17 protein-coding genes are annotated in these 14,835 nt (G+C 63.1%); 6 read left to right on the top strand and 11 right to left on the bottom strand.

From position 1 onward, the window contains the following. Nucleotides 1–72: 72 nt before the first annotated feature. The 3 genes from FFR93_RS18880 to FFR93_RS18870 are packed head-to-tail and all read right to left on the bottom strand — an operon-like array spanning nt 73 to nt 2,803. Nucleotides 73–942 carry an SDR family oxidoreductase gene (locus FFR93_RS18880; protein WP_138394336.1) on the bottom strand — a complete coding sequence of 290 codons (870 nt, stop codon included), beginning with the start codon at nt 940–942 and terminating at the stop codon, nt 73–75. Beyond that, complete coding sequence (gene queG, locus FFR93_RS18875) at nt 942–2,099, bottom strand: tRNA epoxyqueuosine(34) reductase QueG (protein ID WP_138394335.1); 1,158 nt, start codon at nt 2,097–2,099, stop codon at nt 942–944. Before queG ends, FFR93_RS18880 begins: the two co-directional genes overlap by 1 nt. Nucleotides 2,100–2,110: 11 nt before the next feature. Further along, entirely contained in the window at nt 2,111–2,803 is a 693-nt protein-coding gene (locus tag FFR93_RS18870; RefSeq protein ID WP_138394334.1) for a glutathione S-transferase family protein, read from the bottom strand. 230 nt (nt 2,804–3,033) lie between these two features. Between FFR93_RS18870 and FFR93_RS18865 the strand changes: the two genes are divergently transcribed. After that, entirely contained in the window at nt 3,034–3,831 is a 798-nt protein-coding gene (locus FFR93_RS18865) for an undecaprenyl-diphosphate phosphatase (protein WP_138394333.1), read from the top strand. Nucleotides 3,832–4,015: 184 nt separating this feature from the next. Here FFR93_RS18865 and FFR93_RS40950 read toward each other — a convergent pair whose 3' ends face one another. The 8 genes from FFR93_RS40950 to dnaN all read right to left on the bottom strand — a co-directional run bounded on the left by FFR93_RS40950 (nt 4,016) and on the right by dnaN (nt 9,955). Further along, entirely contained in the window at nt 4,016–4,168 is a 153-nt protein-coding gene (locus tag FFR93_RS40950) for a hypothetical protein (protein ID WP_171049214.1), read from the bottom strand. Nucleotides 4,169–4,484: 316 nt separating this feature from the next. Continuing rightward, nucleotides 4,485–5,465 carry a complex I NDUFA9 subunit family protein gene (locus tag FFR93_RS18860; protein ID WP_138394332.1) on the bottom strand — a complete coding sequence of 327 codons (981 nt, stop codon included), beginning with the start codon at nt 5,463–5,465 and terminating at the stop codon, nt 4,485–4,487. A gap of 109 nt (nt 5,466–5,574) precedes the next feature. Further along, the gene (locus tag FFR93_RS18855) at nt 5,575–5,862 is read right to left on the bottom strand and encodes a DUF1330 domain-containing protein (RefSeq protein ID WP_138394331.1); all 288 of its coding nucleotides are present in this window, start codon (nt 5,860–5,862) and stop codon (nt 5,575–5,577) included. A gap of 22 nt (nt 5,863–5,884) precedes the next feature. Continuing rightward, nucleotides 5,885–6,592 carry an orotidine-5'-phosphate decarboxylase gene (gene pyrF / locus FFR93_RS18850; protein ID WP_138394330.1) on the bottom strand — a complete coding sequence of 236 codons (708 nt, stop codon included), beginning with the start codon at nt 6,590–6,592 and terminating at the stop codon, nt 5,885–5,887. A 6-nt stretch (nt 6,593–6,598) separates the two neighbouring features. Next, nucleotides 6,599–7,180: a histidine phosphatase family protein gene (locus tag FFR93_RS18845; protein WP_138394329.1), complete on the bottom strand. Its 582-nt coding sequence runs from the start codon at nt 7,178–7,180 to the stop codon at nt 6,599–6,601. Beyond that, nucleotides 7,181–7,780, bottom strand: a complete 600-nt coding sequence (pmtA, locus tag FFR93_RS18840; protein ID WP_064707712.1) for a phospholipid N-methyltransferase PmtA — start codon at nt 7,778–7,780, stop codon at nt 7,181–7,183. 95 nt (nt 7,781–7,875) lie between these two features. Continuing rightward, nucleotides 7,876–8,781 (bottom strand): DUF72 domain-containing protein, encoded by a 906-nt coding sequence (locus tag FFR93_RS18835; RefSeq protein WP_138394328.1) that lies wholly within the window; start codon nt 8,779–8,781, stop codon nt 7,876–7,878. A 55-nt stretch (nt 8,782–8,836) separates the two neighbouring features. Continuing rightward, nucleotides 8,837–9,955: a DNA polymerase III subunit beta gene (dnaN, locus tag FFR93_RS18830; RefSeq protein ID WP_064707714.1), complete on the bottom strand. Its 1,119-nt coding sequence runs from the start codon at nt 9,953–9,955 to the stop codon at nt 8,837–8,839. A 259-nt stretch (nt 9,956–10,214) separates the two neighbouring features. Between dnaN and rsmI the strand changes: the two genes are divergently transcribed. From rsmI to FFR93_RS18805, 5 genes are all read left to right on the top strand, one after another. Further along, nucleotides 10,215–11,132 carry a 16S rRNA (cytidine(1402)-2'-O)-methyltransferase gene (gene rsmI, locus FFR93_RS18825; RefSeq protein WP_138394327.1) on the top strand — a complete coding sequence of 306 codons (918 nt, stop codon included), beginning with the start codon at nt 10,215–10,217 and terminating at the stop codon, nt 11,130–11,132. Beyond that, nucleotides 11,122–11,490: a YraN family protein gene (locus FFR93_RS18820; RefSeq protein WP_138394326.1), complete on the top strand. Its 369-nt coding sequence runs from the start codon at nt 11,122–11,124 to the stop codon at nt 11,488–11,490. Before rsmI ends, FFR93_RS18820 begins: the two co-directional genes overlap by 11 nt. 113 nt (nt 11,491–11,603) lie before the next feature. Then, nucleotides 11,604–12,107 carry a cupin domain-containing protein gene (locus FFR93_RS18815; protein WP_138394325.1) on the top strand — a complete coding sequence of 168 codons (504 nt, stop codon included), beginning with the start codon at nt 11,604–11,606 and terminating at the stop codon, nt 12,105–12,107. An 88-nt stretch (nt 12,108–12,195) separates the two neighbouring features. After that, complete coding sequence (gshB, locus tag FFR93_RS18810; RefSeq protein WP_064707718.1) at nt 12,196–13,143, top strand: glutathione synthase; 948 nt, start codon at nt 12,196–12,198, stop codon at nt 13,141–13,143. 154 nt (nt 13,144–13,297) lie between these two features. Next, nucleotides 13,298–14,830, top strand: coding sequence for a YifB family Mg chelatase-like AAA ATPase (locus FFR93_RS18805; protein WP_138394324.1), 1,533 nt, complete (start codon nt 13,298–13,300; stop codon nt 14,828–14,830). Nucleotides 14,831–14,835 lie beyond the last annotated feature (5 nt).

Here is a 14,835-nt window from a genome sequence, read left to right as displayed (position 1 = left end):
TGATAAATGAGGAAAGTAGGAATTTCCTACTCATTTCGGGTGATGACAACGGGCCAGAAATGGTGGCCTAGTTTAACCGCGCCAGCGCCCGTCCCGCCACAATTGTGCAAGCGACATAGGGTATGTCGGGAAGGAGAATTCGAAGCCGGCAGCCTTCAGTTTCGCATTCGAAACCCGCTTGTTCTCGCCGTAGAAAGAACGCGCCATCGGCGTCAGTTCGGCGGTTTCGAAAGCCTGTTCCGGGGGCGGTTCGACACCCATCAGCCGTGCCGCTTCGACGATCACATCCTGCGGTGGCCCCGGCCGGTCGTCGGTGACATTATAGATGCCGCCGAGGCCACGCGCCGACAAGAAGCGTGCCGCCGCGCCGATATCCTCGACGCGGATGCGGTTGAAGACCTGGTCCTTCTTGATCAGCCGCCGCGCCGTGCCCTTTTCGAGATTGCAGAAGGCGTTGCGCCCCGGCCCGTAAATGCCGGAAAGACGCAGCACCGCCGCCGGCACGCCGCGCTCGCGACCCATCGCCAGCCAGCCCTCTTCGGCCTCGAGCCGTTCTTTCGACCGTCCGGAAACGGGGATGCAGGGCGTTTCCTCGTCGATCCATGCGCCCTTGTGATCGCCATACACGCCGACGGTGGAGAGATAGCCGATCCATTCGAGCCTCGGCAGCAGGCCCGCGCCGTCTTTATCAAGCAGCCGCAGCAGCGGGTCGGCCTTCCCAGGTGCGATCGACTGCACCAGATGGGTGACATCAGCCAAAGCTTCGACGAGTCGCTCTTCCATGGTCTCGCCATCGAACAGGAATGCCTCGATGCCGGCGCGGCGGAGCGCTTCCATCTTCTCTGCCGAACGGGTCGTTCCGGAGACGCGCACGCCGTCGCCGGCGAAGGCCTCGGCGATCGCCGTGCCGGAAAAACCGCAGCCAAAGATCATCACATGCATCAGCCCACTCCTGCCAGCCGCCATTCGTTCAGAACGTCGTCGTCGCTCTCACCAGCCCTTTCTGCGGCAAAGGCCGAGAATTCGCCAGTCTCCATCAGCCTTGAAAGCGCCCAGACCGCCATCCCCCGAACCACCGGCGAGGCATCGTCGGCGAGCAGGCGGCATTGCGCGATGAGCGCTTTCTCGCCGGAATTGCCGGCGGCGATCAGCACGTTGCGGACGAAACGGTCACGGCCGATCCGCTTCACCGGCGAGCCGCTGAAAAAGGCGCGAAAAGCGGGATCGTCGAGCGTCAGCAGAAAGGCGATGGACGGCTCCTGCAGCTCTTCCCGCGCCTGCAGCTTCATCTCGGAGGCAGCACTTGCGAACTTGTTCCAGGGACAGGCGGCGAGACAGTCGTCGCAGCCATAGATGCGGTTGCCGATCAGCACCCGCAACTCGGGATCGATCGGTCCCTTGTGCTCGATGGTGAGATACGAGATGCAGCGCCGCGCGTCGATCTGGTAGGGCGCCGGGAAGGCGGCCGTGGGGCAGGCGTCGAGACAGGCGCGGCACGAGCCGCAATGGTCGTTCTCCGGCGCATCGACGGCAAGATCGGCGGTGGTGAACATCGTGCCGAGGAACAGCCACGAACCATGCGTGCGGCTGACGAGATTGGTGTGTTTGCCCTGCCAGCCGAGACCGGCGGCGGCCGCCAGCGGCTTTTCCATGACTGGCGCCGTGTCGACGAACACCTTGACGTCGGCGCCGGCCCGCGCCGCAAAACGCGTGGCGATCTCCTTCAACCGGCCCTTGATGACGTCGTGATAGTCGCGGTTGCGGGCATAGACGGAGATCGCCGCTCTGTCCGGCTTCTCGAGAATGCTGCGTGGATCCTCATCGGGGGCGTAGTTGAGGCCGAAGACGACGACGGATCGCACCTCGCTCCAGAGCTTCATGGGATCGCCGCGCCGCTCGCGCGTCTCCGCCATCCACTCCATCGTCCCGTGCCGCCCGGCCTCGATGAACTCTCCGAGGCGCTGCTTCGCGTCTGGGATCGCGTCGGGACGCGTGATGCGACAGAGATCGAAGCCCTTGGCGGCAGATTCCGCCCGGACAAACTCGGTCAAATTGTCGCGGCGGCGTTGTTCTTTGTCATCTCTATGAGCTTCGGGCATGGGAGCCCTCGTCAGAAATCCAGATCGGCATAGTGTGAAACGGGCGTCAGGCCGCGCACTCGCTCGGTCAGCATCGGCCGGAAGGAGGGGCGCGACTTCAGCCGCTGGTACCACTCCTTGACGACAGGGGCTTCGGCCCACTCGATTTCCCCGAGATAATCGAGGATCGAGACCGAGGCGGCGGCGGCGAGATCCGCGTAGCTCATCCGCTCGCCCGCCAGCCATTGGCGCGAGCCTGCTAGCCAGGTGAGATAACGCATATGCTGGCGGATATTCGCGCGAGCCGTGCGTAAAATCTTGGAATCCGGCGCTCCGCCACCCTGATCGGCGGTCATCTGCAACTTGTAGACACGCTCACGCGCGAGCGGCTTCGTCACGTCGTTTTCCATCTTCTGCATGAACCATTCGGTCAGCCTGCGGATTTCTGCCCGCTGGAAAGGGTCCTCGGCAAGCAGCCGCCGGTCGCGCTTCAGGACCCCGTGCGTTTCGTCGAGATATTCGGAAATGACGCTTGCGCCGCAGAGCGCTCGCATGCTGTCGTCGACATAGACCGGCAGCGTGCCGGCCGGGTTGAGCGCCAGGAAATCCCGGCGCTTCTCCCATGTCTGCTCCTCGATCAGATCCGTCTGATAGCCGTATTCCGCCAGGATCAGCCGGACGAAGCGAGATGCGGATGACATGGGATGGTGATAAAGCGTGGGCATCGATACTCGTGCTTTATGATTGCTGTTACAGGACTGTGCGGCAGCTCATTTATAGCGCCCTAGTCATGACTCATTGGTTGAAGCTATAGGAGCTTGGCCCCGCCAATACAAGCGAATCGGATTTTACGCCATCTGACGATGGCAAAACACGGTCTAACGAACGAATGGAAGCGGCAGCCTGATCGACCCAAGCGCTCAGGCCCGGCCGAACTCTAAACCGGAGACAATGTATGGATTATATAAATGCCGCGATTCTAGGTGTCATTGAGGGAATCACCGAATTTCTGCCGATCTCGAGCACCGGCCATCTCATCATTGCCGAGCAATGGCTGGGTCATCGGTCGGACATGTTCAACATCGTTATCCAGGCAGGCGCCATCCTTGCTGTGACCATCATCTACTGGCGTCGTCTCGTCGACCTGGTGCTTGGCTGGCGGGAACCTGAGAATCGCGACTATGCCGCCAAGCTGATCGTCGCCTTCCTCATCACCGCCATCCTCGGCTTCGTCGTGAAGAAGCTCGGCTTCGAACTGCCGGAGACGGCGACGCCGATCGCCTGGGCGCTGATCATCGGCGGTATCTGGATGATCTTTGCCGAATGGGCTGCCGCGCGCCGGCCGCCGCATAAACAGATCACCTGGCTTGTCGCCATCCTGGTCGGCATTGCCCAGATCGTTGCCGGCGTTTTCCCGGGAACGTCGCGCTCCGGCGCTACGATTTTCATCGCTATGCTGGCCGGTACGGGCAATCGCGCTGCGGCGACGGAATTCGCCTTTCTCGTCGGCATCCCCACAATGTACGCCGCAAGCGGCTATGAACTGCTGAAAGCCTTCAGGGATGGCGGCGCGGCAGGTGAAGACTGGACTGCGCTCGCCATCGCCTTCGTCGTCTCCACCATCGTCGCGTTCATCGCGGTCAAATGGCTGCTTGCCTATATCCGGAGCAACCGCTTTACGCTGTTTGCCGTCTACCGCATCATTCTCGGTGTCCTGCTGCTCGGCATGGCCACAACAGGCATGATCAGCTGAGATGCTCCCACCGTCGCGTCCGCGCAACTCCCGGCGCGGACGCGACGCGCTCAAGCGCAATGGTGAGGACTGTGCGCCCGTCGACGGAACGCAGGCAAGGGCGAGCGTTGTTTGAAAGGCCCTGGTTAGGCATCCGCTCTCGCAATCAGTCTGCGTAGAGACCGGCGCCAAGCGCAGGCTTTCGTCAGTGGCGGATCGAAGCCGTCGAGCAAGGATCGACGCCGTAAGCCGGCGAGCAGTCGCCCTTGACCGCCGCGACCGAACCGGGCGCAACGAAGGAGCCTGCCATGATAATCAGCGCCGCACACGCAAAAAGGAGCGCGATTGACTTGCCCATCGAGAAATGCCTTTCACAGTGATTGCCGCACGCTTTCGCAGGCGTCGAGTCCATTGGAGACGCGCGGGGTTTGGTAGTCAGTGGAATGGCAAATAGCAATAAACGTTCCTGCTAAATTTGCCGTTAACTCCACAAAATTTCCGCTGCGCCTTTTATGCAACGCTGCTCGATATAGCGGGCAGGAGCTTGCGCGGGCATGAGTGCGCCGGACGCCTTTCCAGAGGCGCAAAAGGCGCCATAACGGTTAAGTTGCTGCCGCAAAGCAAAATGCCGCCCGCGGATCGCGGGCGGCGCTATCGTTACTCGGGTAGTATGGTCAGGCAGCCTTGCCGGAGCCGGTATACTGGCCGTGTGGACGGTACTGCACGAGATAGGACTCGAGCACCGATGCCGGCATGGTGGGCGCGATGCCGAGCCCCTTCAGTGTGCGGCCTTCCGCCTCAGCTTCTGCGGAAACAACATTGTCGCGCTTGAGCAGGCGCACCTGATCCGGGGTGATCGGCGGCGTCACGAACGGGATTAGCGAGGCGACGCTGCCGATCAGCGAAGCCAGGCCGAAGGGCAGGGACACCAGCGGATTCTTGCGGCTCGTCACCTTCAGCATCAGCTCGAGACATTCGCGGAAGCTCAGCACCTCGGGTCCGCCGAGTTCATAGATCTTGCCGGCGGCGACCTTGCCGTCGACGGCGCGGGCGACCGCCTCGGCGACGTCCTCGACATAGACCGGCTGGAATTTCGTCTTGCCGCCGCCGACCAGCGGCAGGACGGGCGACATCCGGGCCATGTCGGCGAACTTGTTGAAGAAGCTATCCTCGGGTCCGAAGACGATCGATGGGCGAAAGATCACTGCATCCGGCTTGATCGAGAGGATCGCGGCTTCCGCACGGCCTTTGGTGCGGCCATAATCCGAATCGGAATTGGCATTGGCGCCGATCGCCGAAATATGGGTGAGGGTGGCGCCTGCATTGCGCGCCGCTTCGGCGACCGCGCGCGCGCCGAATTCCTGTACGGCGTCAAAAGTGTTGCGGCCGGTCTCGTGCAGGATGCCGACGCAGTTGACGACGTGGCTGGCGCCCTCGACGGCACGATCGATCGAGTTGCGATAGCGCAGGTTCGCCTGCACGAAGGAGATCTGGCCGACATTGCCGAGCGGCTGCAGGAAGCCGGCGAGATCGGGCCGGCGCACGGCGACGCGGATGCTATAGCCGCGCTTGGCCAGCGCCCGCACCACGTGCCTGCCGACGAAGCCGGAGCCTCCGAACACGGTGACGAGCGGCGGCAGGTTGGCAAGGGTCATGGCAGGTTCCTCGAAAGGCTTAGGGATGCTTTGTCGGCACCCGTATTAGCCCAATCCCGGGGCGACGGGAAGGCCTATTGCGCCGCGAGTTTTGCGCATGCGAAGGCGCTCAGGCGCCTTCGACGACGACCATTTCCGCATCCGCCACTTCCTGGCGGATTTTGGCGGCGATCTGGTATTCCGGCGAATTGTAGCAATCCACCGCATGCTGCATCGAAGGGAATTCGATCACGACGTTGCGGGCGCGCGCCTTGCCCTCAAGCTCGGTGATGGCGCCGCCGCGCGCCAGGAAATTCGCGCCGTATTTTTCGAAGGCCGGTTTGGCCGCCGCCACGTAGTCCTTGTAGCGCTCGGCGTCGCGGACGTCGACGCGGGCGATCCAATATGCCTTGGCCATGATCTTCTCTCTTTCTCTTCTTTCAGCGGTTTGCCGGCCAGAGCGCGCTCACCATCTCGTTGAGGACGGCGCGGGCGGCCTCTCTCGGATCGGGCGCCTTGACGATCGGCCGGCCGACGACGAGATGGGTCGATCCCGCCTTCAGCGCGTCGAAAGGCGTCATCACCCGCTTCTGGTCGCCCTTGTCGCTGCCGGTCGGGCGAATGCCAGGGGTGACGATCACCATATCGGGCCCGACGATCTCCCGCACCTCGGCCGCCTCCGCCGCCGAGCAGACGATGCCGCCCATGCCGGCGGCGCGAGCCTGTCCGGCGCGCCTGAGCACCAGGCCGTGCGGGTCTTGACTGTAGCCGGCCTCGGCGAGGTCCTCGGCATCCATGGAGGTCAGCACGGTGACGCCGAGCAGGCAGAGGCCGGAGCCGGCCGCAGCCTCCACCGCCGCCCGCATCGCCTTCGGATAGGCATGCAGCGTCAGCATCGACATGCCCATCTTGGCGATATTCTCGACGCCGGAGGCGACGGTGTTGTCGATGTCGAGCAGCTTCATGTCGAGAAAAATCTTCTTGCCGCTCGCGGCAAGGTCGCGGGCGAATTCCAGACCGCCGGCAAAGACCAACTGATAACCGATCTTATAGAAGAGAATGTCGTCGCCGAGCGTGGAAACCAGTCTTTCCGCCTCGCCGATCGCTGGAACATCCAGGCCGACGATCAGCCGCTCGCGTGCGTCCATGTGAAGTCACCCCCGCCACTCTTCGATGGGTGTCCAGTCGCATGTTAAACTGACATCCGCAAGGCCGAAAGCATAGAGATTGCCGCCGCCGCCCGGCTGGTCGCGGTCGCGGGAGATCGGCCGCCCCGCCAGATGGCATTTGAGCAGCGTGCCGACGCCGCCGTGGCCGACGAAGGCGATCGGTGATGCCGTATCATGGGTGGCGAGAACGGCCTTGACCGCCGCTACGATCCGGGCCTGCGCATCGATGGCGCGCTCCCAGCCCTTGAAGCTTTCTTCGGGATTGGCAAAGAACCAGTTCGCCGCCTCTTCGAATTGTGGCGGCGGCAGGAAGCCGGTGGCCGAACGGTCGTTCTCGTGCATGGCGTCGACGATCTCGATTTTCGTGCCGGATGCTTCCGCCAGGATTTCGGCCGTCTCGATCGCCTTCGTCTCGTCGCTGGAGATGATGCGGGTCAGCCGTTTCGCCCAGTCTCTCGAAGCAGCCTTGCGGGCGCGTTCGGCGCCGATGTCTGAGAGACCCCATTTGGGAACGGGAACCTGCGGGTCGATTTTGACTTGCGGATGGGTGATATAAAGTCCGAACATTTATCCTCGCCGGTAGATCCAGAGCTGTGCCGGCGGAATATTGCGCATGACGAAATCAAAATGATGAATGCTGTAACGATCGCCATTGGCGGCGATCGGCGAGATCGCGCCATAGGAGATCTGCACCACCGGCCGTCCTGCAGGCAGGCGATCAAGCAGGCTTTCGAGCAGCGAGACCCGCATCGCCATCGGGAAGTTAAGAAGCGGAATGCAGGAGATGACGCAATCGAAGGTCTGGTCGCCGTAATCGCCGAGCGTGGTTTTGAGATCGAAGGCGTCGCCGTTGATGAAGTTCACACCGGGATAGGTCCGTAGCAGATGTTGGTGGAAATCCGTCGAATATTCGATCGCCACCAGATTTTCCGGCCGGACGCCGCGGCCGAGGATGGCCTTGGTAATGGCGCCGGTGCCGGGGCCGAGTTCGAGCACCGGCAGCTCGGAACTGAGGTCGATGACGCTGGCCATGCGCTTGGCGGTGATTGAGGAGGTCGGCACGATGGAGCCCACCGTCTTCGGTCCCTGCATCATGCCCCGGAAGAAGCGGATTTCATCATCGAATTTCTTCCCCAGCCGTTCCTTCACCTTGACCCGTAAGCGCATTCTCCACCCATCCGCACGTTGATCGACCGTCTTAATATGCTGCTTGTCGCTCTCAGGACAAGGTTTTTCGCAACAAGGACATCGGCATCAACAACTCATGCGGCGTTTCGATGGGAACGAGGCATGAGATCGGCAAGCCTTTCGGCCAGGTGCCCCGCATCGACAGGCGCGCGCAGCTTCTTGTCGGTATTGTCGAAATAGAGATAGACGTCGCGGCCTTTGGCGCGCGCCGGCAGAGGCTCCAGAACGCGCGTCGCATCGCCAGGTTCTCCACCGCTTGTCCAGGCGCGGATGCGTTCCGCCCATATATCCAGCGCTTCGTCTTCATAGCCGCTCACATAGAGCTGCTCGGATCCATGCAGGCGGCAATAGATGAAGTCGGCGGTGATATCCATCAACAGCGGCCATTTCACCGTATCGGCGCAGACGAGCGCTGCCTTGTGCCGCCGGAGCATCTGGATGAACTCGGCTGAGCAAAAGCTGTCGTGGCGGATTTCTAGGGCATGGCGGATCGGCTGGTGTCCGTCGCTTTCGAGCCAGGCCTGTTTGAGGCGCTCGTCATGTCGCTTCGAAAGCGCTATCGCAGCGTCGTGATCATGCGGCAGCAGCGACAGGAAGTTTTCGAAACGATCGGGATCGAAGGCCATGTTAGGCGGGAACTGCCAGAGGATCGGCCCAAGCTTGGGACCGAGCCTGAGCAGGCCGGAGGCGAAGAAATTGGCGAGCGGCGCCTCGATCTCCTTCAGTCGCCTGACATGGGTGAGGAAGCGCGGCCCCTTGACCGCAAAGACGAAATCGTCAGGCGTTTCGTCCCGCCAGCGGCCGAAGCTTTCGGGCTTCTGCAATCCGTAGAAGGTGCCGTTGATCTCGATCGAACGGAAATGACGGGCGGCGTAGGAAAGCTCCTGCTTCTGCGGAAGGCCTTCCGGATAGAATTGTCCGCGCCAGGGCGCATAAGTCCAGCCTGAAATGCCGATGCGCACCGCTCCCGTCTTCTTCATCTGGAATCCTCCTGTTCGACAGGAGGAAAACCGAAAGCGGTCGCCTTCGTTCCCGTCAGACGCGCATCGGCATCAGCACGTAGAGCGCGTCGTCGCCGGCGGTGTCGCGGATCAGTGTCGGCGAACCGGCGTCGGCCAGGAGGAAGATCGCTTCCTCGCCGGAAAGCTGTGCGGTGATGTCGAGCAGATATTTGGCGTTGAAGCCGATTTCCATCGCATCCGTATCGTAGCCGACGGCGACTTCTTCGGTGGCGCTGCCGGAATCGGGATTATTGACGGTCAGCATCAGCTGTCCGTCGGACAGCGCGAGCTTCACGGCGCGGCCGCGCTCGGAGGAGATCGTCGAGACGCGGTCGACAGCCTGGGCGAAGCTTGTGCAGTCGACGCGCATTTCCTTGTCGTTGCTTGTGGGGATGACGCGCTGGTAATCCGGGAATGTGCCGTCGATCAGCTTCGAGGTCAGAACGATCGAGCCGATCGTCATGCGGATCTTGGCGTCGGAAACCTCGACGGTGACGATCGCTTCCGGATTGTCGACCAGCTTCTGCAGTTCGCCGACCGTCTTGCGCGGAATGATGATGCCGGGCATGCCCTCGGAGCCGGACGGCGCGTCGACATCGGCGCGGGCCAGCCGGTGGCCGTCTGTCGCGACCGCCCGAAGCTTCAGCTCGCCGTTGCTCTCGATCGTGTGGAAGAAGATGCCGTTCAGATAATAACGCGTCTCTTCCGTCGAGATCGCGAACTGGGTGCGGTCGATCAGCATCTTCAGATCGGACGCCTTCAGCTTGAAGCTATGCGTGAAGGTGCCGGCGGTCAGATCCGGGAAGTCGGATTCCGGCAGGCACTGCAGCGAGAATTTCGAGCGGCCGGACTGCACGGTCATCGAGCCGCCGTCGGTGCTGGTGGCCAGCAGCACCTCCGAACCGTCGGGAAGCTTGCGCACGATGTCGTAGAGAAGATGGGCCGGAACTGTGGTGGCGCCGGCCTGTTCGACGCTGGCAGGCGTCGCCTCGGTGATTTCGAGGTCGAGGTCGGTCGCCTTCATGTCGAGGTTCTGGCCGTCGGCCTTGAGCAATACGTTGGACAGGATCGGAATCGTGTTGCGACGTTCGACCACGCGGTGGACGTGGTTCAGCGATTTCAACAGGTTTGACCGCTCAATAGTAATACGCATGGGATGCTACCGCTTTCGACCGTGACTGTCCGGGCGCATCGAGCACCCGAGAATGCTTTCCCGACCGTGGACCGGGGGAGTGGAGGGGCAAAATGGCAGACTTCAGCATCGCTTTGCAAGAGGCATGGATGGCCGCGCGCCTGCATTTGCGGTTTTCCGGAGCAATCCTCACAGAAATCCGAAGCCTTGCCGAAGCGGTGCGGCTCGCCCATAAAGGTCCCCATAGAGGATTGATGACGGCGGGACGAAAGCAAACGGCATGAACGAGCAAACCACAGCGGATGCCGCCGCGAGGCGGAGTTTCCGCCTGCACAATATGACGGTGCCGGCGCGACCGCTGGAGCCGGGGCTCTATCTCGTCGCCACCCCGATCGGCAATCTCGGCGACATCACGTTGCGCGCATTGGAAACGTTGGCCGGCGCCGACGTGCTCGCCTGCGAGGATACGCGCGTCACCCGCGTTCTGCTCGATCGTTACGGCATCCAGAACCGCCCCTTCGCCTATCACGAGCACAATGCCGACGAGGCCGGCCCGCGGCTCATCGATGCGCTGGAGGCCGGCCGGTCGGTGGCGCTGGTGTCGGATGCTGGCACGCCGCTCGTCTCCGATCCCGGCTATCGGCTGGCCCAGCAGGCGATTGCCGCCGGATACCGTGTCATTCCCATTCCCGGAGCCTCGGCGCCGCTCGCGGCCCTTATTGGTTCCGGCCTGCCGAATGACGCCTTTCTTTTCGCCGGTTTCCTGCCGGTGAAGGACAAGGCTCGCCGCGACCGTCTCGGTGAATTCGCCACCGCACCCGCGACGCTGATCTTCTTTGAATCGCCCCATCGCATTGCTGCGACACTTCTTGCTGCCGCCGATGTGCTCGGCCCGGCAAGGCCGGCTTCCGTCTGCCGCGAGCTCACCAAGACTTATGAGGAATTCCGCCGCGGTACGCTGGCCGAACTCGCCGCCCATTACCAGCAGGTGGAAAACGTCAAGGGCGAGATCGTTCTCGTCGTCGGTCCGCCGCAGCCTGTGGAAACGCCGGAAGCCGATGTCGAGGCCGTGCTTGCCGATCTGTCGATGTCGATGCCGACGGCGAAGGCCGCGACCGAGGCGGCGCGTCTCACCGGCCTGCCACGCAAGGTCCTCTACCAGCGCCTGCTGGAGATGAAGGGCGGCAATGGGCGATAAAAACCTCACCGACATCAAAAGGAAAGCGCTGCGACGGGGCCGCATGTCGGAATATGTCGCCGCCGTCTTCCTGATGCTGAAGGGCTACCGCATACTGGCGCTGCGCCACCGAACCCGGCTCGGCGAGATCGATATCGTCGCCCGCAAGGGCGATCTCGCCGTCTTTGTAGAGGTCAAAGCCCGTCATGGCGAGACTGCGGCTATCGACGCCGTCTCGGTCGCCTCCCAGAAGCGGATACGGGCGGCAAGCGATCTCTGGCTCGCCCGCCAGGCCGATCAGGCCCGCCTTTCCCAGCGCTACGATATCGTCGCGGTCATGCCAGGCCGGCTGCCGCGGCACTTTCCGGATGCGTTTTAGCGTCTCTCGGTACTGAGGTTTCGGATCGTTAAAACTTTAGCTTCGGCTTGAACCAGCTTCTTACGACTCTCTGCTATCGCAATCTGCGTAGGGGTAACAATTGGGGTTGTTTCATGGCCTGGAAGCTGATGTTTGCAAGTGCGGTCGCAATGGCTGCGCGCTCCGTGCCGTATGTCGTGGCGAAGCCGGCCGGTAAATCCTTCATTGCCCATGCGAGCGACTTGCTGCCGCTCAAATCGACGCCGATCAACCCGGACTGGATTGTCAGCGGCAATCCGCAAGCACGCACCGCAGAACATTCGCGGGGTCATGACGAGGCGTCGCTAACGGCGATCTGGGACTGCACGGCAGGCGAATTCCGCTGGTATTTCGGCTGGGACGAGACCGTGATGATCCTCGAAGGCGAGGTCCATATCACCGCCGAAGACGGCACCGAACGGACCCTGCGCACCGGCGACGTCGCCTTTTTCGCGGGTGGGACCTGGGCCAGCTGGCGCGTCGACAATTACGTCCGCAAGGTCGCCTTCCTGCGCAAGCCGTTCCCCAAGCCCTTGGCGATCGCCTATCGCTTGCGCAACCTGCTGCGCAATGGCGGCAACCAGGGGATCGCCGCCTGACGATCACCGGCCTTTGCCGCCCTTGATTGGCCGTTGCGTTTGATGCCCGGCCGACCTACATCTGTCCGGCATTCAGCGAGGGACGGAAATGGCCAAGATCACCAATGTAGCGGTCCAGATGGATCATGTCGCCGGCATCAATATCGCAGGTGACTCTACCTTCGCCATGAGCCTGGAAGCGCAGGCGCGCGGCTATAGGCTTTTCCACTATACCCCTGACCGCCTGAGCTTCCGCGACGGCAAGCTTTTTGCCAGCGTCGAGCCGATGCTGCTGCGCGACGTCAAGGGCGATCACTTCGAGCTCGGCACGCCCGAGCGCGTCGATCTCTCGACCATGGATGTGGTGCTGCTGCGTCAGGATCCGCCCTTCGACATGGCCTATATCACCTCGACGCATCTGCTCGAGCGCATCCACCCGAAGACGCTCGTCGTCAACGATCCGGCCTGGGTGCGCAATTCCCCGGAGAAAATCTTCGTCACCGAATTTTCCGACCTGATGCCGAAGACGCTGATCACCAAGGACCCGGCCGAGATCCGCCGCTTCCGCGACGAGATGGGCGACATCATCCTGAAGCCGCTCTACGGCAATGGCGGCGCCGGCGTCTTCCATTCGACCCGCGACGACCGCAATCTCTCCTCGCTACTGGAAATGTTCGGCCAGCTTTTCCGCGAGCCTTTCATCGCCCAGCAATATCTGCCCGACGTGCGCAAGGGCGACAAACGCATCATCCTGGTCGACGGCGAGTTCGCCGGCGCCATCAACCGCGTGCCGGCCGAGCATGACAGCCGCTCCAACATGCATGTCGGCGGCCGCGCCGAGGCGACCGAACTGACGCCGCGCGAAAAAGAGATCTGCAAGCGTATTGGTCCCGCTCTGCGTGAACGCGGCTTCCTGCTCGTCGGCATCGACGTGATCGGCGATTACATGACCGAGATCAACGTCACCTCGCCGACAGGCATCCGCGAGGTCAGGAAGTTCGGCGGCGCCGACATAGCAAGCCTGCTCTGGGATGCAATCGAGCGCAAGCGCACCTGAGGCGGCGATCGGGTACAACCGCGATCACCGCTGATATCCGCCTGCGTTCTTTTATTGTTCTTGTTTTAGTCCTGCTTCCGTGCCAGATTGCAACCGCTGGCTTTCAACGGCCACAGGGGCGGTCTCTAAGAGTTTGCGGGACAAGGGTGGGCATATGGTCGCGCGTGTCAGTACGGTGGCATTCCAGGGCATCGAGGGCGTGCCGGTCGAGGTCCAGGTCATGATCGCGCCCGGCAAGGTCGGCATGCAGATCGTCGGTCTGCCCGACAAGGCGGTGGCCGAAAGCCGCGAGCGCGTGCAGGCCGCGCTTCACGCCTCCGGCCTGGCGCTGCCTGGCAAGCGAGTGACCGTCAATCTGGCGCCGGCCGATCTGCCGAAGGAAGGCTCGCATTTCGATCTGCCGATCGCGCTCGCGCTGATGGCGGCCCTCGGCGCCATTCCTGCCGATGCGCTGTCGGATTTTGTGGTCGTCGGCGAACTCAATCTCGATGGCACGATCGCCGCCATCGCTGGCGCGCTGCCGGCCGCCATCGGCGCCAATGCGCTCGGCAAGGGACTGATCTGCCCGGCCGAAAGCGGCGCCGAGGCCGCCTGGGCCGGCGCCGAGGTCGATATTCTCGCCCCGCGCAGCCTGATTGCTCTTGCCAATCATTTCCGCGGCACGCAGGTGCTCTCCCGGCCGGAGCCGTCGATACGCGCCAATGCCGCCAACCTGCCTGATCTGGCCGAGATCAAGGGCCAGGAAAGCGCCAAGCGCGCGCTCGAGGTGGCGGCCGCCGGCGGCCACAACCTGCTGATGGTCGGACCTCCCGGTTCCGGCAAGTCGATGCTGGCGTCGCGGCTGCCGTCGATCCTGCCGCCGCTTTCGCCCGCCGAACTGCTTGAAGTGTCGATGGTTCATTCGATCGCCGGCCAGCTCACCGGCGGCAAGCTGTCCGACCGCCGGCCTTTCCGAACCCCGCACCACTCCGCCACCATGGCCGCCCTTGTCGGCGGCGGGCTGCGCGCCCGTCCCGGCGAAGCCTCGCTTGCCCATCACGGCGTGCTCTTCCTCGACGAATTTCCCGAGTTCACGCCGCAGGCGCTGGACGCGCTGCGCCAGCCGCTCGAAGGCGGCGAATGCGTCGTTGCCCGGGCCAACCACCGCGTCTCCTACCCGGCGAAATTCCAGCTGATCGCGGCGATGAACCCCTGCCGCTGCGGCATGGCCGGTGAGCCCGGCCACACCTGCGCCCGCGGCCCGCGCTGCATGAGCGACTATCAGGCCCGCATCTCCGGCCCGCTGATGGACCGCATCGATATCCGCATCGACGTGCCCGCCGTCTCGGCCGCCGACCTCATTCGGCCGATGGCAGCCGAGGCCAGCGCCGACGTCGCCCGCCGCGTCGCCCGGGCCCGTGAGCTCCAGCAGGAGCGCTTCGAGCGCGCCGGCGCCAGGGATATCGGCACCAACGCCCGCTGCTCCACCGCGATGATCGAAAAATTCGCCGAACCTGATGCCGCCGGCCTGCAGCTGCTGCGAGACGCTGCCGAAAAGATGAAATTCTCCGCCCGCGGCTACCACCGCGTCCTCAAGGTCGCCCGCACGCTCGCCGATCTCGATGGCAAGCCGACGGTTGGGCGCTTGCATCTTGCCGAAGCGATCTCCTATCGCATCGCTGGTGAGAGGTTGACGGCGGCGGCGTAACCAGA

Origin of the sequence: Rhizobium sp. MHM7A (assembly GCF_005862215.1) — a bacterium.
Classification (GTDB): domain Bacteria; phylum Pseudomonadota; class Alphaproteobacteria; order Rhizobiales; family Rhizobiaceae; genus Rhizobium; species Rhizobium bangladeshense.
Note: the sequence above shows the minus strand (reverse complement) of the source record. Positions and strands in the feature narration are given on the sequence as shown.

Excerpts from the sequence above, each read along its gene's own strand:
- FFR93_RS18880 (WP_138394336.1), bottom strand. The coding sequence starts at position 942 with ATGCATGTGATGATCTTTGGCTGCGGTTTTTCCGGCACGGCGATCGCC.
- queG (WP_138394335.1), bottom strand. The coding sequence starts at position 2,099 with ATGCCCGAAGCTCATAGAGATGACAAAGAACAACGCCGCCGCGACAAT.
- FFR93_RS18870 (WP_138394334.1), bottom strand. The coding sequence starts at position 2,803 with ATGCCCACGCTTTATCACCATCCCATGTCATCCGCATCTCGCTTCGTC.
- FFR93_RS18865 (WP_138394333.1), top strand. The coding sequence starts at position 3,034 with ATGGATTATATAAATGCCGCGATTCTAGGTGTCATTGAGGGAATCACC.
- FFR93_RS40950 (WP_171049214.1), bottom strand. The coding sequence starts at position 4,168 with ATGGGCAAGTCAATCGCGCTCCTTTTTGCGTGTGCGGCGCTGATTATC.
- FFR93_RS18860 (WP_138394332.1), bottom strand. The coding sequence starts at position 5,465 with ATGACCCTTGCCAACCTGCCGCCGCTCGTCACCGTGTTCGGAGGCTCC.
- FFR93_RS18855 (WP_138394331.1), bottom strand. The coding sequence starts at position 5,862 with ATGGCCAAGGCATATTGGATCGCCCGCGTCGACGTCCGCGACGCCGAG.
- pyrF (WP_138394330.1), bottom strand. The coding sequence starts at position 6,592 with ATGGACGCACGCGAGCGGCTGATCGTCGGCCTGGATGTTCCAGCGATC.
- FFR93_RS18845 (WP_138394329.1), bottom strand. The coding sequence starts at position 7,180 with ATGTTCGGACTTTATATCACCCATCCGCAAGTCAAAATCGACCCGCAG.
- pmtA (WP_064707712.1), bottom strand. The coding sequence starts at position 7,780 with ATGCGCTTACGGGTCAAGGTGAAGGAACGGCTGGGGAAGAAATTCGAT.
- FFR93_RS18835 (WP_138394328.1), bottom strand. The coding sequence starts at position 8,781 with ATGAAGAAGACGGGAGCGGTGCGCATCGGCATTTCAGGCTGGACTTAT.
- dnaN (WP_064707714.1), bottom strand. The coding sequence starts at position 9,955 with ATGCGTATTACTATTGAGCGGTCAAACCTGTTGAAATCGCTGAACCAC.
- rsmI (WP_138394327.1), top strand. The coding sequence starts at position 10,215 with ATGAACGAGCAAACCACAGCGGATGCCGCCGCGAGGCGGAGTTTCCGC.
- FFR93_RS18820 (WP_138394326.1), top strand. The coding sequence starts at position 11,122 with ATGGGCGATAAAAACCTCACCGACATCAAAAGGAAAGCGCTGCGACGG.
- FFR93_RS18815 (WP_138394325.1), top strand. The coding sequence starts at position 11,604 with ATGGCCTGGAAGCTGATGTTTGCAAGTGCGGTCGCAATGGCTGCGCGC.
- gshB (WP_064707718.1), top strand. The coding sequence starts at position 12,196 with ATGGCCAAGATCACCAATGTAGCGGTCCAGATGGATCATGTCGCCGGC.
- FFR93_RS18805 (WP_138394324.1), top strand. The coding sequence starts at position 13,298 with ATGGTCGCGCGTGTCAGTACGGTGGCATTCCAGGGCATCGAGGGCGTG.